At 35.3% G+C, this 22447-nt stretch carries 38 protein-coding genes and 1 pseudogene; 4 read left to right on the top strand and 35 right to left on the bottom strand.

Features of this window, described 5'->3' with window-relative positions; all coding sequences use genetic code 11:
* Positions 1-11 precede the first annotated feature (11 nt).
* From NYE36_RS09835 to NYE36_RS09820, 4 genes are all read right to left on the bottom strand, one after another.
* Positions 12-1754: a right-handed parallel beta-helix repeat-containing protein gene (locus NYE36_RS09835; RefSeq protein WP_327942685.1), complete on the bottom strand. Its 1743-nt coding sequence runs from the start codon at positions 1752-1754 to the stop codon at positions 12-14.
* Positions 1751-2572: a poly-gamma-glutamate hydrolase family protein gene (locus NYE36_RS09830; RefSeq protein WP_327942686.1), complete on the bottom strand. Its 822-nt coding sequence runs from the start codon at positions 2570-2572 to the stop codon at positions 1751-1753. Before NYE36_RS09830 ends, NYE36_RS09835 begins: the two co-directional genes overlap by 4 nt.
* Positions 2573-2976: 404 nt before the next feature.
* On the bottom strand, positions 2977-3369 hold the full coding sequence (locus NYE36_RS09825) for a YopX family protein (protein WP_326252542.1): 393 nt from the start codon (positions 3367-3369) through the stop codon (positions 2977-2979).
* A gap of 82 nt (positions 3370-3451) precedes the next feature.
* A complete protein-coding gene (locus tag NYE36_RS09820) occupies positions 3452-3670 on the bottom strand; it encodes a hypothetical protein (protein ID WP_342496903.1) in 219 nt (72 codons plus the stop codon).
* Between the two features lie 70 nt (positions 3671-3740).
* Here NYE36_RS09820 and NYE36_RS09815 point away from each other — a divergent pair, with 70 nt between their 5' ends.
* Complete coding sequence (locus tag NYE36_RS09815) at positions 3741-4415, top strand: SOS response-associated peptidase (RefSeq protein ID WP_326252538.1); 675 nt, start codon at positions 3741-3743, stop codon at positions 4413-4415.
* Between the two features lie 68 nt (positions 4416-4483).
* Positions 4484-5296, top strand: a complete 813-nt coding sequence (locus NYE36_RS09810) for an ATP-dependent DNA ligase (RefSeq protein ID WP_326252537.1) — start codon at positions 4484-4486, stop codon at positions 5294-5296.
* Between the two features lie 74 nt (positions 5297-5370).
* On the opposite strand, the gene NYE36_RS09805 is transcribed toward NYE36_RS09810, so the two are convergent.
* From NYE36_RS09805 to NYE36_RS09790, 4 genes are read right to left on the bottom strand one after another with little or no spacing between them, the layout of a single operon-like run.
* Entirely contained in the window at positions 5371-5778 is a 408-nt protein-coding gene (locus tag NYE36_RS09805; protein ID WP_342496902.1) for a hypothetical protein, read from the bottom strand.
* 35 nt (positions 5779-5813) lie between these two features.
* Entirely contained in the window at positions 5814-6566 is a 753-nt protein-coding gene (locus tag NYE36_RS09800; RefSeq protein WP_257008676.1) for a Rha family transcriptional regulator, read from the bottom strand.
* Positions 6567-6613: 47 nt separating this feature from the next.
* Positions 6614-6922, bottom strand: coding sequence for a hypothetical protein (locus NYE36_RS09795; protein WP_327942693.1), 309 nt, complete (start codon positions 6920-6922; stop codon positions 6614-6616).
* Positions 6919-7458, bottom strand: a complete 540-nt coding sequence (locus NYE36_RS09790; protein WP_327942694.1) for a hypothetical protein — start codon at positions 7456-7458, stop codon at positions 6919-6921. The genes NYE36_RS09795 and NYE36_RS09790 overlap by 4 nt, the downstream gene beginning before the upstream one ends.
* Positions 7459-7824: 366 nt before the next feature.
* On the opposite strand from NYE36_RS09790, the gene NYE36_RS09785 reads away from it, so the two are divergent.
* Positions 7825-8199, top strand: a complete 375-nt coding sequence (locus NYE36_RS09785; protein WP_113766173.1) for a YoqO family protein — start codon at positions 7825-7827, stop codon at positions 8197-8199.
* A gap of 13 nt (positions 8200-8212) precedes the next feature.
* Here NYE36_RS09785 and NYE36_RS09780 read toward each other — a convergent pair whose 3' ends face one another.
* From NYE36_RS09780 to NYE36_RS09705, 16 genes and pseudogenes are all read right to left on the bottom strand, one after another.
* A complete protein-coding gene (locus NYE36_RS09780) occupies positions 8213-8428 on the bottom strand; it encodes a hypothetical protein (RefSeq protein ID WP_053574306.1) in 216 nt (71 codons plus the stop codon).
* A 150-nt stretch (positions 8429-8578) separates the two neighbouring features.
* Positions 8579-9271: an HNH endonuclease signature motif containing protein gene (locus NYE36_RS09775; RefSeq protein ID WP_342496920.1), complete on the bottom strand. Its 693-nt coding sequence runs from the start codon at positions 9269-9271 to the stop codon at positions 8579-8581.
* A gap of 39 nt (positions 9272-9310) precedes the next feature.
* Positions 9311-9521, bottom strand: a pseudogene (locus tag NYE36_RS09770) (hypothetical protein).
* A gap of 39 nt (positions 9522-9560) precedes the next feature.
* Entirely contained in the window at positions 9561-9836 is a 276-nt protein-coding gene (locus tag NYE36_RS09765) for a hypothetical protein (RefSeq protein WP_062623445.1), read from the bottom strand.
* Entirely contained in the window at positions 9826-10200 is a 375-nt protein-coding gene (locus NYE36_RS09760; RefSeq protein WP_342496901.1) for a hypothetical protein, read from the bottom strand. Before NYE36_RS09760 ends, NYE36_RS09765 begins: the two co-directional genes overlap by 11 nt.
* Before the next feature lie 386 nt (positions 10201-10586).
* A complete protein-coding gene (locus NYE36_RS09755) occupies positions 10587-11321 on the bottom strand; it encodes a hypothetical protein (RefSeq protein ID WP_342496900.1) in 735 nt (244 codons plus the stop codon).
* 16 nt (positions 11322-11337) lie between these two features.
* A complete protein-coding gene (locus NYE36_RS09750) occupies positions 11338-11574 on the bottom strand; it encodes a hypothetical protein (RefSeq protein ID WP_342496899.1) in 237 nt (78 codons plus the stop codon).
* Between the two features lie 286 nt (positions 11575-11860).
* Positions 11861-12043 (bottom strand): hypothetical protein, encoded by a 183-nt coding sequence (locus NYE36_RS09745; protein ID WP_094032747.1) that lies wholly within the window; start codon positions 12041-12043, stop codon positions 11861-11863.
* Positions 12040-12252 (bottom strand): hypothetical protein, encoded by a 213-nt coding sequence (locus NYE36_RS09740; protein WP_217898731.1) that lies wholly within the window; start codon positions 12250-12252, stop codon positions 12040-12042. Before NYE36_RS09740 ends, NYE36_RS09745 begins: the two co-directional genes overlap by 4 nt.
* Positions 12253-12264: 12 nt before the next feature.
* The gene (locus NYE36_RS09735; RefSeq protein WP_176428396.1) at positions 12265-12402 is read right to left on the bottom strand and encodes a hypothetical protein; all 138 of its coding nucleotides are present in this window, start codon (positions 12400-12402) and stop codon (positions 12265-12267) included.
* 12 nt (positions 12403-12414) lie between these two features.
* Positions 12415-12603, bottom strand: a complete 189-nt coding sequence (locus tag NYE36_RS09730) for a hypothetical protein (protein ID WP_069007369.1) — start codon at positions 12601-12603, stop codon at positions 12415-12417.
* Positions 12600-13103 carry a YopX family protein gene (locus NYE36_RS09725; protein ID WP_094032749.1) on the bottom strand — a complete coding sequence of 168 codons (504 nt, stop codon included), beginning with the start codon at positions 13101-13103 and terminating at the stop codon, positions 12600-12602. Before NYE36_RS09725 ends, NYE36_RS09730 begins: the two co-directional genes overlap by 4 nt.
* The gene (locus NYE36_RS09720) at positions 13103-13765 is read right to left on the bottom strand and encodes a dUTP diphosphatase (RefSeq protein ID WP_094032750.1); all 663 of its coding nucleotides are present in this window, start codon (positions 13763-13765) and stop codon (positions 13103-13105) included. The genes NYE36_RS09725 and NYE36_RS09720 overlap by 1 nt, the downstream gene beginning before the upstream one ends.
* A gap of 35 nt (positions 13766-13800) precedes the next feature.
* Positions 13801-14025, bottom strand: coding sequence for a hypothetical protein (locus tag NYE36_RS09715; protein WP_069007467.1), 225 nt, complete (start codon positions 14023-14025; stop codon positions 13801-13803).
* Between the two features lie 108 nt (positions 14026-14133).
* Positions 14134-14379, bottom strand: coding sequence for a hypothetical protein (locus tag NYE36_RS09710; protein ID WP_045207902.1), 246 nt, complete (start codon positions 14377-14379; stop codon positions 14134-14136).
* 74 nt (positions 14380-14453) lie between these two features.
* The gene (locus tag NYE36_RS09705) at positions 14454-14753 is read right to left on the bottom strand and encodes a hypothetical protein (RefSeq protein ID WP_045207904.1); all 300 of its coding nucleotides are present in this window, start codon (positions 14751-14753) and stop codon (positions 14454-14456) included.
* Between the two features lie 165 nt (positions 14754-14918).
* Between NYE36_RS09705 and NYE36_RS09700 the strand changes: the two genes are divergently transcribed.
* Positions 14919-15140, top strand: coding sequence for a helix-turn-helix transcriptional regulator (locus NYE36_RS09700; RefSeq protein WP_045207905.1), 222 nt, complete (start codon positions 14919-14921; stop codon positions 15138-15140).
* Positions 15141-15360: 220 nt separating this feature from the next.
* Here NYE36_RS09700 and NYE36_RS09695 read toward each other — a convergent pair whose 3' ends face one another.
* The 11 genes from NYE36_RS09695 to NYE36_RS09645 all read right to left on the bottom strand — a co-directional run bounded on the left by NYE36_RS09695 (position 15361) and on the right by NYE36_RS09645 (position 22364).
* Positions 15361-16344, bottom strand: a complete 984-nt coding sequence (locus NYE36_RS09695; protein ID WP_094032751.1) for an integrase — start codon at positions 16342-16344, stop codon at positions 15361-15363.
* A 20-nt stretch (positions 16345-16364) separates the two neighbouring features.
* Positions 16365-17714: a DNA sulfur modification protein DndB gene (locus NYE36_RS09690; RefSeq protein WP_045207908.1), complete on the bottom strand. Its 1350-nt coding sequence runs from the start codon at positions 17712-17714 to the stop codon at positions 16365-16367.
* Positions 17715-17790: 76 nt separating this feature from the next.
* Entirely contained in the window at positions 17791-18849 is a 1059-nt protein-coding gene (locus tag NYE36_RS09685) for a tyrosine-type recombinase/integrase (RefSeq protein ID WP_113766181.1), read from the bottom strand.
* 9 nt (positions 18850-18858) lie between these two features.
* Positions 18859-19023: a hypothetical protein gene (locus NYE36_RS09680; protein ID WP_021493556.1), complete on the bottom strand. Its 165-nt coding sequence runs from the start codon at positions 19021-19023 to the stop codon at positions 18859-18861.
* Between the two features lie 38 nt (positions 19024-19061).
* On the bottom strand, positions 19062-19292 hold the full coding sequence (locus tag NYE36_RS09675; protein ID WP_014471999.1) for a hypothetical protein: 231 nt from the start codon (positions 19290-19292) through the stop codon (positions 19062-19064).
* Between the two features lie 14 nt (positions 19293-19306).
* Positions 19307-19519 carry a hypothetical protein gene (locus NYE36_RS09670; protein ID WP_014472000.1) on the bottom strand — a complete coding sequence of 71 codons (213 nt, stop codon included), beginning with the start codon at positions 19517-19519 and terminating at the stop codon, positions 19307-19309.
* Between the two features lie 149 nt (positions 19520-19668).
* Positions 19669-19824: a hypothetical protein gene (locus tag NYE36_RS09665; RefSeq protein ID WP_181461935.1), complete on the bottom strand. Its 156-nt coding sequence runs from the start codon at positions 19822-19824 to the stop codon at positions 19669-19671.
* Between the two features lie 125 nt (positions 19825-19949).
* The gene (locus tag NYE36_RS09660; RefSeq protein WP_142671704.1) at positions 19950-20075 is read right to left on the bottom strand and encodes a lysogeny pheromone AimP family peptide; all 126 of its coding nucleotides are present in this window, start codon (positions 20073-20075) and stop codon (positions 19950-19952) included.
* A gap of 28 nt (positions 20076-20103) precedes the next feature.
* Entirely contained in the window at positions 20104-21258 is a 1155-nt protein-coding gene (locus NYE36_RS09655) for an AimR family lysis-lysogeny pheromone receptor (protein ID WP_113766182.1), read from the bottom strand.
* Positions 21259-21412: 154 nt separating this feature from the next.
* Entirely contained in the window at positions 21413-21703 is a 291-nt protein-coding gene (locus NYE36_RS09650; protein WP_327973131.1) for a hypothetical protein, read from the bottom strand.
* Positions 21704-21734: 31 nt separating this feature from the next.
* Positions 21735-22364, bottom strand: coding sequence for a hypothetical protein (locus NYE36_RS09645; protein ID WP_327973130.1), 630 nt, complete (start codon positions 22362-22364; stop codon positions 21735-21737).
* Positions 22365-22447 lie beyond the last annotated feature (83 nt).

Here is a 22447-nt window from a genome sequence, read left to right as displayed (position 1 = left end):
TACAATTTTATTTAGACTACAATATCTCCTTCTGCTGTCTTCAGCGTCCCACTATCGAATGTGTTATGAATTAAGGTTGTATTCTTTGCTTTATCTGTGCAATACGGGTGAGATAATAACTTACCTCCAATTCCACGCGCATCGTTTCTTACAAGACGTACTTTGTCCGTATTCTCCAAATAAACACCATATCCTTGGTCTGTTGAACGATTAAACATGATCTCATTATTGTTTAACATGTGTTCTGAACCACCTGTCAGGTGGATAGCAATCAATGACTTACAAAAATAAATCTGATTCTCACTGATCTGACAGCTGTATTTCTCGGATGTACCTTTGATTGCAACATTTCTTGGATTATGAATTTCATTTCTGTTGAAATACACTTCAGAATCCTTATCCCAAAAGATGCCGTATCCACTTCCGCTTAAGAATAGGTCATTCAACTTTAAACGAACTGATTGAGACCTTTCACAATAAATTCCCCCGTGCACATTTGCAAATTCATTAATTGCAAAGCTTACACGGTTCGAATCCATGATTTTAATGGCATAAGCAGATGTGGTATTTCCCCCTTTATTATTTGTAACTCTCACATCTTTTGAGTTTCGCACTTGAACTTGTATACAATCGCTGTTTTCAATATGATTATTCGAAATAAAAACATCTTCTGCTTCATGTGTTGCAATCGGACAAGCCGCGATGTTTTCAAGTATATTGTTCATTACATCAATCCCTTTACCTCTTACACAAATGCCTATTTCAAACCCTCTTACAGTGTTACCGCTGATTTGCACTCTATTTCCTGACTCCGTGCTTGAAACACCCACCGAGTCAATTCCATATTTCTTGGATTTTCCCTTATTAATAATCTTGTTGTCCTTAACACTGACATCAGTGCTGTATCCAAAAGAGATAACATTGTCACTAAAGTTTCCTTCTAAGTTTACTTCACCGCTTGTGTGAGCTGTAACGGATCCACGCCCATTATTTTTAAACCTGCAGTTTCGTACAGTTAATTTGTATGGGTGATCATACTTAATTCCGTTTTCTCCAAAACCCTCTAAATCAATTCCTAATTGTGGCCCAATGGTATCTCCCCCAGCTTCCTCTATATCACAGTCGTCTACAAGAAGACCTTCACAACCATTGGTAGCTAGATTATTTCTTCTCCCTCTTAAAAGAGTACACTTTCGAACGGTTACATTCTTTGAAGGCGTATACGCTCCTGAAGTGTTCATCATCCCATCGGCTGCTATCCAAATGTTATCTCCAATACAGTCAGAGACTTGCACATTTTCAATTAACACATTACTGCTGCCATGAATATGAATTCCGTATCCCCATTCATGTGTCCTTTTAATTGAAGTTACTTTTGAATAATCATGCTCGTATCGATCCCCTATAATTTGACCACCACGAATCGTTACATTGCTCGCTTGGCCAATATAAAAACAGGAGTAGCCTTGAGAATCATTAGGCAACACTTTAAAAACAGCCTCTGGATGAAGTATTAACTCAATATTCGAAGGAACATTAATACCTCCACCGAATTCAGGCAACCGCCTTGACGTATTCACTGCATCAATTAGGTAGATACCTTTTGGAACATGTACTTCATAGAATGATTTTGAGCTTGCGTATTCTAAAGCTCGGTTTAATCCTTCTGTTGTTTCTATTGCATTTGACCCTTTATCATCAATTCCCCAATCCAGAGCATCAACAAAATAGTATAAGGGCTGCTCCATGTTCATGTTGTCAAACCCTTCCCTTCTGCATTTTCATTGAGAAATCGTGACAGAGTGTCAATGAAGTTATAAAAGGTCTCATTTCTTGTTCCTGAACGCCCTTTGAGAGAAAAGGTGTTAAACATTGATTTTCGCAGTCCAGTACTCAATTCAAGTTGAATGCTCTTTCCTGTTTTATTTTTATTGGCAACATTGTTCGGGCTGCTACCAGATAGCCTCGTACCCTCATCAAGAAGCTCTGCAGAGTAACCGGCATTATTTAATGTGCTTGTTATCGCTTCAGCTTTGTCCCGATCTGTGCCTCCAACTAAAACATGTTGGTCATTACTTGCATAACCGTGAAGTGACAATGTGAACTCATGTTCCTTCAACATTTCAAGTGCTTGTGGTTCATCAAAATTCGTACTGGTTAAATGTAAATCAAATGCTCCTGGTGTCTTTAAAGCTTCAAAAAGATATGTAGAGTATGTTTCGCTTAATTCCTTTGCAAGCTCGCTTGTTCCTCCTTCTATGCCACCTCCATGGGGAGCAAGAATTAATACATCAGTGTCTTGCTCTTTTGAGAACACGCTAAAATTTAACGGTGATTCATTCCCTTTAAGCTCTTCAAAGTTCCGATACTTGTCCGCTGCTAAAATACTCACTGGATTCAGGAATGAAACCAGAGCTGTCACCAAGACTGGAAAAGTCTTCTTAACTGTGCTATACTTTAAAAGCTTCGTAGCGATACGGCGCATGCAGAGTTGGGGACGCGTCCCAATGCTAACCCACTCTGCCTCTTCTATCTTTTTTAACAAATCCTCTATTCTGTTTTTAATCTTCAATTAAATAAACACTCCTTTTAATTTTTATTCTTATAAACTTCAGATAACTGAAATAAATTACATCTCAATCACCTCCTTTTAAGTTAAAAATCACTTTTGACGTACGCTATCTCAAAAATTCGTTTTAAATTTATTGCATACTCCATCATAATATTTAAAATATTGCTGATGATTAGCTTTTTCCAATAAAGTTATAAACTCATCTCCATGTTGTTTTCTCGCTGAGGAATGTCTTAGGTCGGCAATGTTTATTTCTTGTGTTTTCACACTATGAATAAACTGTTTTACTTGATTGATCAATCTTTTGGGAACTGTTCCGTCCTCAATCATTAATTCAAGCTCTATCAAAGTACGATTTGTTCTATCTATATTGCTTCACTCCATTCCTCTGTAAAATATCGTTTTTATTTAGACTCCAAAAGCTCTGGATTTTGATAGACTGTTCCGAGAAATTCAGAATCTGCCCCGCAATCGCCAAGAGACTCATAATGACCGTTAGTATATTCTCCGTAAAATGCGGCTAAATCATTGTCGTAAACAACCTTAAATATTCTCCCCAAAGCGTCTTTTCGAATGTCTCCCTCCCAAATCTCCTGCCCGGCCTCACTTTTGTCCTTTAATCCGGTGTATTGCAAATAAATTAGATGGTGCAACGTTTTAAAATTAGGTTCGTCTTCTGTGATGTCTGTAGCAACAATACCGCTTCCACCAAACTCAAAAACAATGTCATCTTCTTCGCCTAAATAAAGCATTCTGTCTTTGACATCGTCCCATGCCCGAAACTTGATTTCCCTCATTCTTCCGCCTCCATTTTCAATTTAAATTCATTTTATAAAATCTCTGATTTTTTTATCTTCATCGAAGCTATCCGCTCGCCGATTACCACACACTTATTTTATTTTTATCGATTAAATTAATTATGTAAGTCTCATACATGTCATCCCAAAAAGGATCTGTTCTTGCTATGTATTTCTTTGCTCTTCCATTCTCCACAATCTTAAAGGTTTGCCCCTTTTCGATATCCGTGAACTTCTTCTTTGTCCATATCCCTCTGATCAACACTTCAACTTCTTTAACTTCAACTGTTTGCTGCTGCATCACATTCCTCCTTTTTGATTTTCATGCATCAAGCCTGTACAATATTCAAAAACCCTAAAGGATGATGAACATGTGTGGCAGGTTCACTTTATTTTCTGAGTTTGACGACATCATCGAACAGTTCAATATAGACCAATTTTTGTCTGAAGACGAATACAACCCAAGCTATAATGTCGCTCCATCACAAAACATCCTGGCAATCATTAATGATGGATCAAATAACCGTCTGGGTAAGCTAAGATGGGGTCTTATCCCTCCTTGGGCTAAAGATGAAAAGATTGGCTATAAAATGATTAATGCTCGTGCTGAAACATTGGCCGAGAAACCCAGCTTTCGAAAGCCACTCGTAAGCAAACGTTGTATCATCCCAGCTGACAGTTTTTATGAATGGAAGCGTCTTGATCCAAAGACTAAGATTCCTATGCGTATTAAGCTCAAATCCTCCAATCTCTTTGCTTTTGCCGGCTTATATGAAAAGTGGAACACGTCAGAAGGCAATCCGTTGTATACTTGCACAATCATCACAACAAAGCCTAATGAGCTTATGGAAGACATCCATGATCGGATGCCAGTTATCCTTACTGATGAGAACAAAAAGGAATGGCTTAACCCCAAAAACACCGATACTGATTATCTTCAAAGCTTGCTGCTGCCATATGACGCTGATGACATGGAGGCTTATCAAGTTTCATCTTTAGTGAATTCACCTAAAAACAACTCACCGGAACTGATTCAATCCCATTAAGTACCACAGTCATTTTGCTTTATATATCACCTTCGCTTAGCTATTATTTCTAAGTAGGAGGTGATATTTTGTTTGTATCGCCAATGCTTTTGCATTCAATCAAAGAGCCATTTGATGACGATGGTTATATTACCGAGCTGAAGTTTGATGGAATTAGACTGATCCTCTCCAAGTTTAATGATCAGATAAAGCTTTACACTCGTCACAACAATGAAGTAACAAGCAAGTTCCCAGAACTGTTGGATCTCGATATCCCCAACGGAACTGTTATAGATGGTGAAATCATTGTTGCTACCCCAGGAGGCGCTCCAGATTTCGAAGCTGTGATGGAACGCTTTATGTCTAAGAAATCAGCCCATAAGGTGGTTTACTGTGTATTCGATGTAATTTATATTGATGGGCATTCAATCGCTAATAAGCCTCTTACTGAACGTAAAAACATGCTTTTAAATCTTAACCTTGACCACGATAATGTATTTGTTATTGAAGGCCTACAAGGAAACGGATTAGCTTACTTTAATCTAGCCAAAGAAAAGCATCTTGAGGGAATCGTACTAAAGAAAGCTAACTCCCCTTATGAAATCAATAAACGTTCTCATAGCTGGCTGAAAGTGATTAACTACGATTACACAGATGTGCTTATCACCGGCTACACCAAGGAGGATATAAAGTTCCTTCTCTCTTATCCTGATGGTACTGCAGCTGGATTTATGGAATTCATGCCGAAAGCAGAACGAAGTAAGTTCCACTCTATGAAACATATAAAGTCTGAATCTGATGAATATGTATTTGTAGAACCGATATTATGTAAGGTTAAACACAGATTTAAGACTAAGCATGGCAAACTCCGCATACCTTCCTTTGAATCCTGGAGAGTCTAATCTCTCCGTTACATAATTTCTTAATGCAAAGCTAATTAATTTTGATGAAAATTTAGTACATGAATCAATTAGTTTTAACTTGCCCATTCATCAAAACTATAGGGGTAATCAACACTTTCAATGAAACCGATCTCCTTCGCCTTCTGACGGATTTTCATACATCCTTCATAGCTGTAAGCCCATATTTCTTTATAATCCCTCAGTTCACCGTATTTCCCTGTTATGATGAATTTTCTGAAGCTGTTGACCAGCTGCCACATGTTGCCCCCATGCGAAAAACCGTTTGGACTACCGTATCCCATTTCATATGGGTAAACGTCATCCCCTGTGTAATCATCAACGAAGAACAGTTTTTTCTTAAATCTGAAATACGCTATGCGATCCTTTGACTTGCGGTAGAATGTACGATGATCAATGCTTGCGATAAGCTTGATCAAATCGTTTATGTCGTTCATTCGTTTCAATTGCTCTTCTGATGCCATCTGCACTCTTCCCCTCTTTCTATAAAATAACTATTTTATGCAGTTTCTTTCTTTAAAGTCACCTTGTACTTTACAGCCATATCTTTAACAATCGCTAAGAAAATCTCTGTAAGCTTTGCATCTTCATCAATGATATCCATAAAGTTTGCTTTTTCTACTTTTGTTTTAGACGCTCCCTCTTTTTTCATGTTATTTCTTTTATTATCAAGTCTTCTTTGTAGATTACATTTCCCTCGGTTTTCTAAGGTTTTGTAACTCTCAGACCATATTACTGAGTGACTTAATCCACTTTCTTTTGCAATTAATCTAATAATTTTATTGATTTCTTTCCTCCAATTCGACGGATTCAATCCGATCAAATCAAAGATCCTCTTTTGCTCTTTTTCAATAACAGTTATTCGTTTTTCTTGTTGTACCATATTATTAACTGTTGCAGCTAAAACCTCTAACTCTGTTTTTGGTTGCGTTAATTCCTTTTCCATTCGATTAAACGCTTTTACATATTGAGCTGAAAAGATAATACCTTTCTCACCAATCATTTTATTGGCAACCATTTCACAGCCCATTTTGGTCAGAAAGTAATGAGACTTGCTTCTATTTAAAGGATCTTTGTATGTACTTTCAATAAAGAAATCGTTAAATCCAAGGTTGGATTTAACCAATGGTTCTTTATAATTTTTAATATCTCTCATAAGATGGAAATGTTCTCTTCCGATCATTACAGCAACTTCACGGCTATCCACTAAAAGTTGTCCATCCTGTTCGATTACAGTTAAATTATTGATCAAATAAAATCCCTCCATTTATATTACTTTCTTTAAAAACTATCTTTTATTTAGACTTGTTCAGCTCTCTCCAACATTTCTAAAAAGGATTGTGCCTCTTTTAGTTTGGTACTGTAGTCTTCAATCTCTTTCTTTGTATTGGCCAATTTATCAAAACCCACTTGCCATTCATCGTTACGAATTCTGATGAAAGATTTAATCTTAATACCATCAAACCAAACATCTAATATTAGTCTGTTGCCTGATGTGTCATTAATTTTGCTAAAGGCAACTTCTTTATTGACACCCGCGTAAAGCACCTTTTTAATTGGCTCATTGCTATAGTATTCTGTTTCCTTTGTTACTACATATGTATTCATTTTGCCACTCCTTGTAGATTGTAATGACTGTCTTTAATTGAATCCCAATCAAACGTTTCAAGTATGTTAAGTAACCGCTCAACTTTTGGCGCTCTCCAAGCTGTCATTGCGTAAGTATGAGCTTCTGAAGTGTAGTGATGCCTATTTAATTTTATATGAGTCTTCGCTTCTGCTTTGGTCAAAAACATTGTATCCGGCCGTACAATATGAACCTTTCGTTCTGGAATTAATTCTGCTTCTTCATCAATGTATTTTTGAATCCACTCAATAGGATCGTCAAAGTCGCCCTTTTTCAACTCAGCTAAAGCTTCCTTAGAGAGCTCACTATCTTCTTTTAAATCTTCTAAATAATCATCTAAAACATATGCTTCTGCAATATATGGCAGGTATACAGAATACCGTTCTGCGTTTTCTTCCCGAACTTCGACCCATTCATAATCGCCAACTGTCCAGAAACGTGGTGCAGCTTGACAGTCGCTGTCTTGATTTTTCAACTCTTGCTGAAGTTCTTTTAAAAACTGAATATCTTGATTCATTCGCTTCCTCCTATCTGTTTAAAATCACGATTTCATTTAGACTAAACCTTTTTCTTGCTGTCATGCGTTCACTTTTGGGTAAAATACTAATCTGTTAATATTAGTAACTCATCAACTTTATAATTGTATTCACCGTATTCACCCGAGCTCCATTTAACTCCCACAGAACTTCGATTTGTCGTCCACAATATAATTCCCATCTCTCCATCTTCATGCCACCTTACTTCCTTCCCTTTCTGATAACCAAGCATGTTTCCACCCCTTTCTTGAGAAAGCATTTTAATTTAACTTTAATGTGTATTGCCTTGAGAAAATCCCCTTTAATTGGTAAACTCATACCTAACTTACATACGAGTGGGTGATTCCTTGAATAAAACAATCGGTATTACTGGATTAATCATCAGCATAGTAGTACAATCATTTTCGGCCGATGATTCGCTATCCCACAAGATTGCTACGGGTTTTTTATTTGTATCAATAATGATTTATAATTTTGAACACGCTAAAGATTATTCTAAAAAGTCACTTGTAATTTTAGGAGTTTCCTTTATTATTTTTATGCTAGGGATTTATAAAATCCTCTCTATTACCAGCGATTACTTTGAAAAGCTTAATGTGAATTTTGGATACATCCTCTTATTTGAAATAGCATTGATTATTGCATTAGTGTCGATTGCAGTAAACGTAATGAAGTACATTGCGAACCGGTTAAGGAAAACACCTGATGGTAAAGAGCTTTGACTCTTTGCCTTTTTTAAGCTAAATACTTCTTCTTATGTGGTCTTCTATGTACAAAATCAAAGGCAATATCAACCTTTGCCTGTTCCTTCTCCTCAGCTACTCGTTCCGTAACAACAATCAGTTGTCCATTTTCCTGGTGTTCAATGCTATGGACTGAATATCCTTTAGCAGCGTAATATTCACCAATAATCTCATCAACGTGGTTGCTAAGCAGATTCCTCTTTATCACCCTTGTAACCTCCACTTATTTTATTTTTATTCTTTAAATATCTATATGTATTCCATCCGCAGCCGTCAAATACACTTATGTCCGCTCCAAGATGCCATCTAAACCAAACTAAATTAAACCAGGCTGTATCAATTACGTATTTGATGTAGCCTATCCTTTTGTCCTCCGTTCTGAATCTTGTCGTTCTGCTTTAAAACGATTTAGCCATTCTTTAATCTTTAGTAATCTTTCGGATGAGAAGTTTTTGTTTGATGAGTTGTACCACTCTTCAAATGCAAAGTCGTGCTTTGAGCTATTGCAAGATTTGCAAGCAGGTATGCAGTTGCTTATATCATTAGCCCCGTTGTGATCTACATGCTCTTTATGAAAATCACTTTGTATATAGGTTCCTTTGAATAATATCTTATGGTCTTCAATTTTCAGCCCGCAATAAGCACACTTGTTGTTAAAATAGTCTTTGCACTTTTGCCACTGTACATCTGTAATGTTATGTTTCTTGTAAGCATCTCTTTGTAAACGGTAGTTTTTTAATTTTAGCTTGTTCTTTTCTTGCCAGATTTGTTGTGTTTTTTTCTTTTTCAAACTTGAGTTGTATTTCTTTTTGGCCTTTTTCATCCCTGGAAGAAGATTTCTTTCCCTCATTCGTACAAGCTGTTTGTCATAATTCTTCAACATGCTTTCTTTAGCCTTTTTTAATACACAAGCTTTACAATATGAATGAAGTCCATCCTTATTTTTCTTCACAGAGTAAAAATTCTCTTCAGTTGCCGGTAACCAGCTTTTACAACTTATACAATTCTTGTGATAATATCCGTTTATTATTTTATGCTTTTTACTATCAATTAATTTTTCACCTATATTAATTGCCCCCTGCTCTTTAGTCTATCTGTTAAAAACATAATCATCAGTTAATTCCCTCTTGAACCGATAAAACTGTTTTATTTGATTTAGGTCAATTCCAACCCAGCAATTATCTACTATCCACCCTTTTGGTTCTAATTCACTTACGAAATGCTTCTTAGCTTCAATATCATCAGAATATATGTACAACCTTTCTTCATTCTTTATAAGTTCTTTCTTCTATTAGTTTCAGAAAAGCTCACCTCTCGTTTCCGTTAAAACAGTCTTTTTATCATTCTTTATCACTTAGATATTCTAAATACCTAAGATGTTCAAAGAGTTCTTCATCTCTATATGCTTGAATTGCATCTTCGAGTTTAAACGAGTGTTTTATTTTTCTGCTTGTGGCTTCAGTAAATAACCTAGTGATTTTACCTTCATCTAGATAACTATGATAGCCACCACCATTACAAAGAAATCGAAGTATATTCTTTAAATACCGATCAGATATCTGATCAACTGTGTAGGTATTATAATTTTTATCTATCCAGTCGTATTCATTTCTCATATTTTTGGTTATCCCAGTCCTCCTTGATTAAAACTTCAATTTTACCATCTCCTAAAATGGTTTTACACCACTCGTTTATATCTGTTGAAATCTGATCAATTTCAAACAACTTATCCTTTAGCATTTCTTCACCGTCTGCTCCATTAAAGCTTGCCAATCGTTCAAGTTCCTTTGAATAGTGCTTAATCTTTTCAATGCTTAATTCTAAATCCAAGGAACCCTTTTTAAATTCAACCTCACCCATGTACTCCATTGTTGAACGAGTCCCGCATATTCCACAAAACGCTCTCTGTCTCTTATAAAATTTATCAATAATAGTGGTATGGCCGCAGCCAGTTCTGCAAATGTACTTGTAATGTGTCAAAAAATCTCTTCCTTTCTATTCAATGAAATTTTACTTTTATCTAAACTGCTGTCTCCAAGGGACGTTACCCACAACACTGTGATCAAGCATTCCTTCGCAACTTTTACACAGAGTTGATTTAGTTATCGTCATATGGAACGAGTCCCACTTACCACAACAATGACACGTCTTTTCAAAGGCTGCTGTCTCCTTTTGTTTTCCTCTTTCAGAACCATTGCCAGTTAACAATAAGCTGCTACTACTATAAAGGTCGTTCTGTCTTACTTCTGCTTCTACACTCCATGGGTATATTCGCTTCTTTAAGTACCTTTGCAATAATGACTTGCTTTGGTTTCTTCCGATGTTCATGAACTCTCTATTTTCAGTAAGGTCAACTGTTCTTTTCATCACTTCGTCCTTTTGAACAGTTTTTTAAACCAATTTTTCTTTTCGTTAACCACTGCAAATCCGGGATTATTCATCCTAAACCCATTTGCTATCTTTTCCATGTTGTTTAACTGTATCTTCAATTGCTCAATATCTTGGGGTGTATTGATGGTCATCGCAATTTTGGATTCTTTTGCTTCCTGTACTTCGGAAATCATCTTATCTAAAGTGAGATCACAATATTCATCTTCCCAGTCGCCTATGAAATAAAAACGTTCAATCAGAGTACCGCTCGACTCATCTTGAAAAGTACCGAATAAAATTGGATCCTTATCTCTTCGTTCTTTTTCGATTTGCCTTTCAATCTTCCCCGTATAATCTGTAAACACCACGTAAAAACGATCCAATTTGTCTTTCACTTTGTTGAATTTAATGATTACTTCATCAGGGATTTCACGTTCGTAATTTTCAAGCTCAATAATTTTGACTGTATCTTTTGCAATGTTATCTATGTATTCTTCAATGTCGTCTCGATAAACAAATGTATCAATGCCAAGCTTTACAATCTCTCGTTCTTTTTCAATTGATTCTAAGTGGAATATCAGTTTCTTTGCAGCTTTAATTTGATTGGTTTGCTTATACTTATTGAGTAACACCAAGCAATTGTCGTAATATCTTTGAAGTTCTTTGTCTGTAACCTTATTTTTCTTTGATTTAATCATGTCAAAATATTGATTTGGTTGTAACACTTCCATATTTTCACTCCTTTACTTAATCTAATTCCCTCATGTCCTCCCGCTGCTCTATATAACTTTTAAAATGTTCCCAATCTCTATCAATTTCCTTAACATTTCTAGCAATATAGTGCTCTGCAATTTCTGGATCAACCAGCTTTTGAAGAGAAAGTTGGTACATAAGCTCAATTTTTGTTACTGTTTCTAAAAATGATCGAGAGCAACTTTTAGCACTATTTAATCGATATTGACTCATTCCATGTTTTGATTCCATGCTGCTCCTCCTTAATTTATACTTTTACAATGATCAGCATAAACAGTGGCTTTTTTACCATCACCATAGATTACATGGTAAGCACTATACGTATAAGGGTGCCAGTACGGACGTTCATATGCACCGACAACAGTTGCTTCCCCAATCATATCTTGTGAATATGCTCGATTTTCTCGACAAGAGTAAACTAATACTTTAAACGGTTTATCAACCGGCTTAATATTTTCGATAAACTCTCTCCTCTTTCTGTTTAAAATGCATCTTTTATCTAGACTGTAACCTCAAATCACTCCGCTTCTTCCTCTAAGTCTTTTACAATTTCTTTTAAAAACGGAAGGTGACTTCTGTTCAATGTGAAATCTGCCGTAATCATCTGAGAATTTGAATTCTCTTCAATGGTTATACAAAAACCACTTCTATATATCGCATCACCGTATTTATCTGTAATCAATCCATCTAACCTACTCACTCCACGTCCTCCTTCTGACAGTCAGGACATAAAGTTTCAAAACCGTTCCCCTTCTCCGTGAATGTGTAATCACGGTGCAAAGCCCCATTCATATGCCCCTCCCATGATAACGGCTCCCCTATGTTTAAAACCTTCTCTTTACCGCACTTATCGCAAATCACAACCGTTTTGTATATAGTCTCAACCACTTCTTTATGAAATGCCATCACTCCGCGCCCTCCTTATTCTCCTAACTGTATCTGCTCGTCGAATCCTTGTTTAACTTCAAAATACCTTGCGAATTCTTCTCCAATAGACAGGACAACAATATCATCTAGATCAAATTCAAGTAACTTCTTAATTAAATCACGGTTCTTCATTCCGCGCCCTCCTCACTCATATTTTTCTGAATAACTATCCCAACCGCAACGGCACTTTTGCGCGCACCATATTGAATGCCCTTCTTTATTCCGTTTCAACAGCTTCCCTGTTTTAACTGACGTTTCATACTCAACCGCCATTTCCCCATAATCAATAATCTGGTCGTTCCCGCATTCCGGGCATTCGGTGTATTCGTTCATTCCGCGTCCTCCAATAACTCAGGATTTTGATAAATGTTGCCGATTACTTCGATTTCTGGAACAAATGATTCGAGAAATTTCCCATCGAATAACAATGATTCTTTTTCATTCTCGAAATTATCTATCAATAACCCCGCCATGTAACCCCTTGCCCTAAACCCTTTTTCACTTTTCAAAAATTGCTGAATCCATATACCATTCCTTTGAACAACCTCGTAAATAGCATAACTTCCATGAATTTGTCGATTGATACTAACTGGCACTTTAAATACAGAACCGTCATAAACTAACTTTCCGTTCTTATCCTTCAACTCTGTGCCCCACATGAGAACAGATTTTCCGTCGTGACTGTCTGCAATCACTCCATAACCTTCTAACCATAGAGACCACCCGAAAACTTTTTCATCAGTGGAATCTAATTCACCGATGGAAAGCCATATCCCTTCATCATCCCAATGATGCATCTGCTCGCCGTCCCAAACTCTGTATGCTGTGTTCATCAATACCCCTCCTGCTGCCGCTGATGATTGACGGCGTTTTTCTCCATGTAAGCAGCTTCGATCTGTTCCCATTTAAAGCCGAAACCAATAGTTCCAATGCTCAAGAACAAGGACCAAGCCACGCTGAAACTGGTCTTTTTAGTGCTTGACATGTAAGAGTTTAACAACCACCATTTCATTTCTAGGAAAATACCTGTTAAACCGCCCTCGAATCCTTTTTTCTTCAATTCCTCAAATCCTTCTTCTTGTATATTCATAGCGTCTTCCCAGCCTTTTTTAATGGCTATTGAAAGAAAAAAGTGTACACAGTCCACGTATTCCTCAAGTAGTGGATTCGATTCACCCAGCTTTCCAGAGCCATTGCAGTCTTGGCATTTGGAATAAGGTTCAGTTGCATGTCCTTCTTCGAGATATTGCAAATTAATATCGTGATTTTCATCGCCAGTGCCATCACATGTTGGACAAAAATGCTCTATTTTCGTCCGTGGCTTTTGATTATTACTCCAATGTTTAAAGCCGCGCCATTCATTCGCACACTCGGCCAGTTCCACTTGTAGAGCAAGAATGAGATTCGGCAGCAAGTCCTGCCCCTCAAGCCCCTTTTCTTTGATGATCCGATCATCAAGCGCCTTTTGCATTTCAAACATTTTTTGTAGATTCAAGCTATTCCCTCCTAAAATATAAGTCTGAATAAAACTTACATTTTATTTTTATCCTCAATATATTCATGCTGATTCACAACATCACGAAGTATGTATTGTATTTCCTCTAAATTGTCTTTAACAAAATCCAAGTCTCCAATTGCCATTCTGATTTCACCATTATCTATGCTGCGTAAAGACCTTTCACATGATGCTAAGAGCTTTGCATATTTCCTTAAAACCATTGTTCTTATTTGATTATTAGTTGGTTCATTAATCAATGACTAAAGCTATCTCCTTTCCTTATTCTAATTCGATTATATAACCTCAACCAAATGTTGTAAATACTTATTTTATTTTTACTCTAAATAATTTTAAAAAAATCAGCTTTACTCATACTGTAAAGCTGCTGTCTTCATAAACGTCTTCATGCCGTCCAGTTTCCAAAGAGTTTCATTTATTTTGTCTCTAAATTCTAAAACTGAAGCATGATCCATTCTAATCCTCAAACAATCCCCATTGTTTTTAAAAATAATCTCTATGTAGTAATCTCCACTTTGTATGTTCTTAGAACCAACACTCATGGAAACTGATCTCATAATGTCTTTCAAGTCAATTTCAAGATTAAAATCCATTGTATGCTCCAGTCTGACTAAAAAGTCACCAATTTTTTATGTCTCATGATGACTGACAAGATGTGTATGTGCATTTATTTTATTGATAACAGCTGAGAAGATTTATAGCCTTCATTTTCAAACGAATCGTCTATTTCTTCGGCATAAGAGGTTGTTATTTCTGCATCCTCTGTACACATGATGTCTACATCAAATAGTGCCTCATATTTTTCTTGATCTTTTTGAAGAAACCCCATTTTCCCTGTTTTATTTCTTAATTTCTTTTTAATTGATTGATATGCGAACAAAAGTGCTTCCTCTTCATTCTTGGCTTTTATTCTGCCGAAAAAAGGTATGCACAGCTCCCCTTGAATGAAATAATCCTTTTCTGACATACGTTTCCCTCTCTCTGGTAGTAATTAACCGAACTTACGTTCCCTTTTTTGTTGACTTAATTATAACCTTTTACCTAGTTAGTGGCAAATCTTTTTTCTTTCATTTAAAAACTTGGAAAGAATTGATATAGTATGATAAGCAATACTATAACAGGAGGTTGTCCGATGCTTGAGGTTGAAATCGGACAATGTTTGATATCCATTCTCCTTGAAAGTAGAGGAATGTCCTTAGGAGAACTTTCAAAGCGAACAGGCATTAGTACGCAAAGATTAAGTGACTATGCAAACGGCTTTAGACCTTCCATGAATATAAAAACGGCTAAAATCATTGCTATTGCACTTAACTGTTCGATTGAAGATCTCTATGAATGGAAAATCAAACATTGACTTAAACGCTAGGGAGTTTGGCCTAGCGAACCTCCTTGTACCCTTTTCAGGGTATAGAACTATTTTACTGCATATGTACAAATTTGTCTCTGTCTAACTTTGTCGAATTCTGAAAAATATGAACAAAATCCTGATATTTTTCTAAAAATATCACGAGTTAATTCACATTGTTTTTATTTTTACTCTAAAAGTTATGTAAAGTTAATCCCTGTAACAGGGATTAAGAATTAGCCTCAATTACTTCAGACTTGATACAATATTTTTCTAAGTTCTCCATATTCACTACTTTCCTCAGTGATTGTGAATTAAACTCCGCGTCTTCATTCAGGAATCCATATTGTCGAGTTATTTTTTTATAATCAGGTACTTTTAATTCACCCTTCTCTTTATATATCTCATACGCCATGTTGAGCTTTCCTGAGTTGATAAGATTTTTAGGTGTAAAGAAAGGTTCTTCTAAAAATTTTTGAAATTGACTAAAAGAACGGTGAACTAAAAATTTGTCAGCTTTCATACTCTGATTAGAACTCTTATATTTTAGCCTAAAAATATTTTCGCTTTTAACTAATGTGGCAAATTTGTTTTTAAGGCCACTATCTGGAGAACCATTGCTAAGATGATATGTTCTTTGGTCATTAGCACGCTTAAGCAACTCATAACATTTATCACTTACAGTAATTATTCTTATACCATGTTTATCATCTACCAGCTTCACCTTGTTATCATCGAGTAAATCATCACCTGTTAAATTCAGTAACTCAGAATGCTGATAACCATCTATACCTTCATAAATAGCCTGTATCATGGCCTTATCCTGATAATTAACCATAAAATCAACATACTCTTCTACTTCTTTATTGGTGAATAGTGTTTTTTTGTTTTTGTCTATAAACTGCTTTAGGTCACCATCCTGTATCTGATACACTTTGTTAATATTACTGTTTGCCAAGCCATTTTCCATTGCCCATGTTGTGTATTGTCCAATTACAGCTCTTGCTCCTCTTAGTGAATCTATAGATTTGCTATCTAAATCTAAAAATAACGTACGCAGCTCTTCCAAAGAAAAATTAAATATGTCTTTTTGAAGTATTTTTTCTGTAGCTGAGAAATCCCTTAGCCTTAGCCAATAATGGTTTCTTGTTGCTTCACTTTCGTATTTCTCTAAAAACTTTTCCTTCAATTCAGCATTATACATTTCACTCATATTAAATTCTCCTTTAAGCTTTAAACAACAGCAATTTCATCATAAAATATTCTCTTTAGTTTCTTCTTCATAGCAGTCTTCAGTTGATTTTCATTATTTCGTCTTCCTAATTCTTCAAACACTCTTCCGCTCTTACTAAAGTCAATTGTATTAAGGATACTTTCAAGCTTGTTTAGTTCTACATTGTTTTCCTTCATCTTCTTGGCCAAATAAACATAACCGTAAAACATTACGTTATGATTAATGTATGATTGCTTTCTAATGGACGATAAATCATCTTCAAGAAATTCATCTGGGAAGGCATAAAAAAGGTTATCAAAAAAGTCGACCAGGTATTTCGCAATTTTCAACGCATCTTTTCGAGATTTCAACTCAAATGCATCGTCTATAGCTTCGGATAAAGTATAATATGTCACAAGGAAATTGCTATCGATACCAATTTCACTTTGTGGGCTTATTTTATTTTTAAGTTCACTTTTAAATTTCAGCTGCTCGACAACTGTTGAAGAATACCGTTTTTGCCCTAATTCTTCAATTCTGGATTTTTCAACTGGGTTTATTGTGTTCATTTGAGCAAAGTGAACCTTAGCCTTTTCTTCATCGTAATTGAGTACATTTAAAATGAATGGTTGATCCAATTCAGGGACTTCAGCAATGGCCTTAACAATACCTGAAATTCGATGGTATCCATCTAGAGCATCTAATAAGGTTCCGCGTGTTACAGTGAGGGTTTGAGTGCTTGGATCATATTCAACTTCTTCATCACCATCAGATGTTCCAAGACGAGCGTTAAAAGTTAACATTGATACAATTAAATCACCTTTGATAAACAATTCTTTGATCTCATCAACTGATTTAGGGTTTGTTTTAGGGACAGGAATAAGACTGCCTTTAATATACTTTCCTTCACGCTGAGTATTGTAATTGTACTGCAGGATGGAGCTATTATATAACTCACTAAGTTCTTTGGCAGTAATGGAAGTGACATAGTTATCCTCTTTGATTTTAATCACATTTTTAAACTTGTATGGGAGCTTAACTACTTCTTCACCGGCGAATACTCTCCCACCTTCAAGCTCTTTTGCCAATCTGGTTGGAAAATAATTTGACGGATCTAAAGCTGGCGCCCCGAGAATTGAATACATCTCTTTTGAAACAATGTACACTTCTTTTTCGTTTAAACGCTGCACGTTATTATCATTATTATTTAAAATTTCTTGGATATAACCAGGGAGGGCCTTGTATTTTTCCGCCATCGTAGCTTTTAATTCCTTCACCATATTGGAATCATCTTTAATATCAATAAGCCTTCCCTCTATTTCAGTTTTTAACTTATAAAGTTTATCCGTTGTCAACAAAACTTCAGACACATTATCACCTCACATAATCATATTAAATTTATCATTATTTTCATAAGCAAGTAAAGCTTTTATATGATTATTTGTATCACTTGTTCAAAAACATTTTAAGTTTACTCTGTATATACATGTCTGATTTTAAAAAGAATTCTTTATATTGCTCTAAGGTAACATCATCTAAAAAGGACATGTCTTCTTTTTGATCAACCAAAACCCCTGGATCTTGAGAATAATCCCTTTCATTGTTTAAATAATGATCATTCAAAACATTGATATTGCTGTGACCAGAGAACGCTGCAACTTTTTTAATATCACCATTAACGCTGTAAGAAAAGTTTGTTGCAGTATTGCGTAAACTATGCGGAGTTATCTTTCTTTCTTTTGGAATGCCCATAACTCTACATACGCGATTCCACATATCCTGTATTGAATCAACTGTTAACTTATGAAATAACAGTTCATGCTCCCCATACTCTTGCTTTAACAGCAACAACTCTTCATAAAAAGCTGTGGAAATTCCAACTGGCCTAGCCTTTTTTTGCTTGGTTTTTTTAAAGTTGACGAGATAGCATTGATGCTTTTCTGAATAAGTAATATCATCCCACCCAACTCTAAGCACCTCTGATTTACGCCCTCCAGTGCGTGCACTAAACAAAATAAACATCTTTTTCATTAATCTGTTCTGCCGCTCAGTAACATACGCTGCCTCAGCAAATTCATCAGCTTCAGATATTCCTTCAAAAGAGCCTGCTGGGTTCTTTTCTGTTGGAAGAGGCCTAAAATTAAATACAGATGCATCACACTCATGTTCAGATTCAAGATACTTAATCATACTTTTCAGTGCGGCAATCTTGTTGTTAATTGTTGAATTGGAGTTACTTTTATTTTTAGCCAAATGGCTTCGATAATCATACAGGTCACTCTTCTTGATCGCCAGGTCACTCTCAGTTAAATATTCAATATCCTTGGCAGCATAGTGGTTGAAAAACTCTCTTATATGCCTTTCATACGTGGCTCTAGTATTAGACTTTTCAATTTCTCCAGTTTTTTGATCCCTGTTTCTTAAATCTAATTCATCAAACCACCTATTTATGTTGTTGAATATTGAATAATCCCTTAGTGTTGACGCTTTCTTTTGAGCTTCCATAATGACACCTCATATCATTTTTTTCATTAAGTATTGATCAAATTCTTTCCACGCAACAATCCATTCATTTTCACCTTGAATATTACTCAGCAGCATTATATTGGCGTTACAGATTTCCATTTGCTTTAACATGTCGTATTCTTTAAGAGCGTTAATTAAGATGTCTGTATTCATTTTATCACACCTAATTTATTTTTATCCTATAATAAAATTCAGTTTAGGACATTTACCCTCTCGTCCTTACAGACGTTTATAATTGGCATCCCCGTCAATTCCTCATAAAGCTCCTCTTCGAACCCAACCCATTCATCACTTGTTGCTTCTCTTCGTAAGAACTCATTATAAGCAACTGCTATCTCAGGCTGCTCTAGAAATTTTAAAACGATCATATGCTTTTTCCAAACTTTAGCCTTGTTTTCTTCTGTGTAATATTTATTATTCATTTTAATTTTACTCCTTAAATGCATTTTATAGAATTCTTTTGTTCTTTAATGAGGTTATATTCTTTATGATTTTTTCTCATTGTAGTTACATTATTAGGTGTAAACACATCTGGATCCTCTAGGTGGAGATTTACTCGTGTGAAGTTCTTTAGTTGTTTTATGTATTGATATTGTCTTAATGATGTAATCTTCAACTCTTCCTTTTGAGTGGCACTGGTTGTTTCCATTGTTTCATCTCCCAACAACGTTCATCTTGTAACTTCATTATATATGTTGCTACAATAATATGCAATAATTTATTTTATTTTTATTCACGACAAATAACACATCCCCTATGTATGTGTTAAAATGTCTGCTGATTTGTCTTTAGTCCTCATTAGGATACCTTTGCTTTATATTTTGGTCTAATCATTTCTGCTTCATTTTCAAGATGATTATCTTCCTGGGAAATTTCTAAATTAATATCTCCCATTTCCATGTATCCCTTAGCCATTTCCTCATAAGAAAGTGCTTTCCCGAAATGCTTTTTCATTTTAATTCCCCCATGGTCTTATATTTGGTTTTATAAAATATAGGAACTTCCCCTTTAAATTAGAAAAGACGCCTGATCCTTTGGATCAAACGTCTAGCCGTTGACTATGTAAAAGCCTAGTTGTGTTATGCTCCTCTGCTAGCTGAAGCCACTGTGATATCTCCGTTAGCAGTTTGGACTGATTGTTGTCCACTTACAAATCCTACAGTTAAAGCTAGTAAAATGACAATCGCGCAATAAAATTTCTTCATTCTTTCACCTCCTTTCAAGTAAAGAAAACTAGAGCGCAATTAAATTTAATATTTCATCTGAATATCCACGCTTTTTCAATTCAAGCAAAGGTAGATTTAGACAGAGCCTATCGCCTGACTTTTTGAATTTCTTTATACTCTCGTGAAAATGGGACATATCATTATACAGCAAGCCCTTAACGTGATAAAGAAACCCTAAATCATCATCCAGAACATCATGTTCTTCAATTTTTTTAATTACATCTTCTGCTTTCTTAGTTTCTTTGATATTAGTCAAATAAAAAGCAGCTTCAATCATATCCGGTATTTCTTGAGACTCGAAATCTACCCATTTGTTTTCTCTCACCCAGACATTATCTAAAAAGCAAAGTGCGAGTCGCAATTTATAATGATGATGGTTATTGTCTTTTGCAAAGTTCAAGCCTTTTTCATAGCATAGTTTTGCTTTATCATAATCTTCAAAAATGTATGTATTCCCAAGTGTTAAATAACTAAATACAATCAATCTGTTATTATTGCATTCTTCAATTACAGCGCTACAATGTTTTCGGGTTTCTTCTAGTTCATAATCATTTAAGCTTATATTGGCCTTTAACAGTTCAATTCGACCACTGTACGAATCTTTTATAAATCCATCAGACAGTTCGTCAATCTCCAGAAACTGAGCTGTACTTTTCATTAAGCCAAATTCTCCAATTTTCAAGTATTCATACATAATCATAATATTCGAAAATGAATACATTTCAGGAGATTTAATTCTATATTTCCCAGTTTCCCGGATCGCTTCATTTATAGAAATTTTATTATTATTCAGTTTTCTATGTAGGGAATAAACCTGTCCCCATTCACGACTTATTGAATTAGATGATTCGCAAAGATTGCCTACGATCTTATCAGTTAACGCATTCCACTGATTTAAATCTGCATATTCAACAGATTGTCTAGCACATTTTTTGTTGGGATCCAATGATAAGAAGTAATCACTTAGAAGCTGCTCTTCATTATCAGGAAACAAGCTTTTAACAATATTAATTAAACCGCCTAAGTTGTCCATTTCTTTCTCTGGGGTGTTGATGAATTTGTAAAAGCCATTAACCTTTTCGTAACCTGCTATTTTTGAGAGTTTCGCTGCGAGCTGGTTGTCTTTTTCACATTCATTCTTAATCTTCTGCTTAAGATTCATTGGTTACTCCACCCCTTCCCAACTAATGTTCCCTTGTTTATAATATACATTAGAGTTGTCAGAATTACAAGTATTTATTTTATTTTTATTCTAATTATTTTTTGAAGGATCCTTATCTGATTAAAATTCGTATTTTATAAAGACACAATGAGAATTAACCCTCATTGTGCATAATTGGCCATATGCTTTTTTCAACTTTAATTTTCAGCTCAGCTTTAGATTCTTCATCTAACTTTTCATAAATCTCCTTCATTAGCTTTCTTTGATAATCAATATATTCTAGCAACTCAGCTTTAGTTTTCTTACTCATATTTGAGTCTGTTATTAACCACTCTCTTTCATAACCTATAAACTCGAGTAAAACGGACTTTAATGTTTCATACTCTTTTTCAAGTTTCTGATATCGTTCCCTTCTTAATTGCTCAGTACCGTTTACTGTAACCATTCTGATCTCTCCTTAAATTGGCGCGTGTGATTCAAAATTCAAACCTGCAATACTTTAATGCTTCTGGTACATATAAATCAAAAATGGGTTGTGTAATTGATAAGTCATCATTTCGTCTCCATAAGAATCGAAATTCTTTTTGTTCCGAATGTTTACTATCTTTAATTAATCCTGGATATAGACTAAAGTCTTGATCTTTTTGACTAAATTTGACCGCTCTAGAATCAACATATTGACATTTGTCCCAAGCACTTAAACTATTCCCCCGCTTCTCCATTTTTCTGTTTAACCAATATGAGAAGCCATAAAAATCCTCTATTATAAGGACTGCCCCGCCAAACTCTTTTCTAATTTTTTCACTGTAATCAAAAGTTAAACAATAGACATATTGATTAACATCAAAATGCCGGGATACAAATTCAAAATCGTTAATAAAGATATTTGACCCTGGCGAGGCAAGTGCAAGTGGTCTCAATTCTTTCTCGAGTCGTTTATTCTTTAAACTACCCAATGTGTAATCCTCTAATAAGATGTTCTTTGATGCATGACCTTCTAAGTCATCTCCAATGGCATTGCCATAAACCTCTTCTGGATAGTTATTAAGATGATTTATAAAAAACTTACTATCTCGTTTCAATTTCTCTAACCATTGAGGTTCCATAAATTTATATGCCTTCCGCGGTGGGTACTTAATTGAATCCAAAGAATCTATTGATCTCACCTCTTAGTTAATTTTAAAAAAGC

Origin of the sequence: Bacillus sp. FSL R5-0593, assembly GCF_038603755.1 — a bacterium.
GTDB lineage: Bacteria > Bacillota > Bacilli > Bacillales > Bacillaceae > Bacillus > Bacillus velezensis.
Note: the sequence above shows the minus strand (reverse complement) of the source record. Positions and strands in the feature narration are given on the sequence as shown.

Bases quoted from the DNA above. Each gene is read 5' to 3' on its own strand.
- NYE36_RS09835 (WP_327942685.1), bottom strand. From the start codon at position 1,754: ATGAACATGGAGCAGCCCTTATACTATTTTGTTGATGCTCTGGATTGG.
- NYE36_RS09825 (WP_326252542.1), bottom strand. From the start codon at position 3,369: ATGAGGGAAATCAAGTTTCGGGCATGGGACGATGTCAAAGACAGAATG.
- NYE36_RS09820 (WP_342496903.1), bottom strand. From the start codon at position 3,670: ATGCAGCAGCAAACAGTTGAAGTTAAAGAAGTTGAAGTGTTGATCAGA.
- NYE36_RS09815 (WP_326252538.1), top strand. From the start codon at position 3,741: ATGTGTGGCAGGTTCACTTTATTTTCTGAGTTTGACGACATCATCGAA.
- NYE36_RS09805 (WP_342496902.1), bottom strand. From the start codon at position 5,778: ATGGCATCAGAAGAGCAATTGAAACGAATGAACGACATAAACGATTTG.
- NYE36_RS09795 (WP_327942693.1), bottom strand. From the start codon at position 6,922: ATGAATACATATGTAGTAACAAAGGAAACAGAATACTATAGCAATGAG.
- NYE36_RS09790 (WP_327942694.1), bottom strand. From the start codon at position 7,458: ATGAATCAAGATATTCAGTTTTTAAAAGAACTTCAGCAAGAGTTGAAA.
- NYE36_RS09765 (WP_062623445.1), bottom strand. From the start codon at position 9,836: ATGAGAAATGAATACGACTGGATAGATAAAAATTATAATACCTACACA.
- NYE36_RS09755 (WP_342496900.1), bottom strand. From the start codon at position 11,321: ATGGAAGTGTTACAACCAAATCAATATTTTGACATGATTAAATCAAAG.
- NYE36_RS09750 (WP_342496899.1), bottom strand. From the start codon at position 11,574: ATGGAATCAAAACATGGAATGAGTCAATATCGATTAAATAGTGCTAAA.
- NYE36_RS09735 (WP_176428396.1), bottom strand. From the start codon at position 12,402: ATGAAGAACCGTGATTTAATTAAGAAGTTACTTGAATTTGATCTAGAT.
- NYE36_RS09730 (WP_069007369.1), bottom strand. From the start codon at position 12,603: ATGAACGAATACACCGAATGCCCGGAATGCGGGAACGACCAGATTATT.
- NYE36_RS09725 (WP_094032749.1), bottom strand. From the start codon at position 13,103: ATGAACACAGCATACAGAGTTTGGGACGGCGAGCAGATGCATCATTGG.
- NYE36_RS09710 (WP_045207902.1), bottom strand. From the start codon at position 14,379: ATGGATTTTAATCTTGAAATTGACTTGAAAGACATTATGAGATCAGTT.
- NYE36_RS09705 (WP_045207904.1), bottom strand. From the start codon at position 14,753: ATGTCAGAAAAGGATTATTTCATTCAAGGGGAGCTGTGCATACCTTTT.
- NYE36_RS09700 (WP_045207905.1), top strand. From the start codon at position 14,919: ATGCTTGAGGTTGAAATCGGACAATGTTTGATATCCATTCTCCTTGAA.
- NYE36_RS09695 (WP_094032751.1), bottom strand. From the start codon at position 16,344: ATGAGTGAAATGTATAATGCTGAATTGAAGGAAAAGTTTTTAGAGAAA.
- NYE36_RS09685 (WP_113766181.1), bottom strand. From the start codon at position 18,849: ATGGAAGCTCAAAAGAAAGCGTCAACACTAAGGGATTATTCAATATTC.
- NYE36_RS09680 (WP_021493556.1), bottom strand. From the start codon at position 19,023: ATGAATACAGACATCTTAATTAACGCTCTTAAAGAATACGACATGTTA.
- NYE36_RS09675 (WP_014471999.1), bottom strand. From the start codon at position 19,292: ATGAATAATAAATATTACACAGAAGAAAACAAGGCTAAAGTTTGGAAA.
- NYE36_RS09670 (WP_014472000.1), bottom strand. From the start codon at position 19,519: ATGGAAACAACCAGTGCCACTCAAAAGGAAGAGTTGAAGATTACATCA.
- NYE36_RS09665 (WP_181461935.1), bottom strand. From the start codon at position 19,824: ATGAAAAAGCATTTCGGGAAAGCACTTTCTTATGAGGAAATGGCTAAG.
- NYE36_RS09660 (WP_142671704.1), bottom strand. From the start codon at position 20,075: ATGAAGAAATTTTATTGCGCGATTGTCATTTTACTAGCTTTAACTGTA.
- NYE36_RS09655 (WP_113766182.1), bottom strand. From the start codon at position 21,258: ATGAATCTTAAGCAGAAGATTAAGAATGAATGTGAAAAAGACAACCAG.
- NYE36_RS09650 (WP_327973131.1), bottom strand. From the start codon at position 21,703: ATGGTTACAGTAAACGGTACTGAGCAATTAAGAAGGGAACGATATCAG.
- NYE36_RS09645 (WP_327973130.1), bottom strand. From the start codon at position 22,364: ATGGAACCTCAATGGTTAGAGAAATTGAAACGAGATAGTAAGTTTTTT.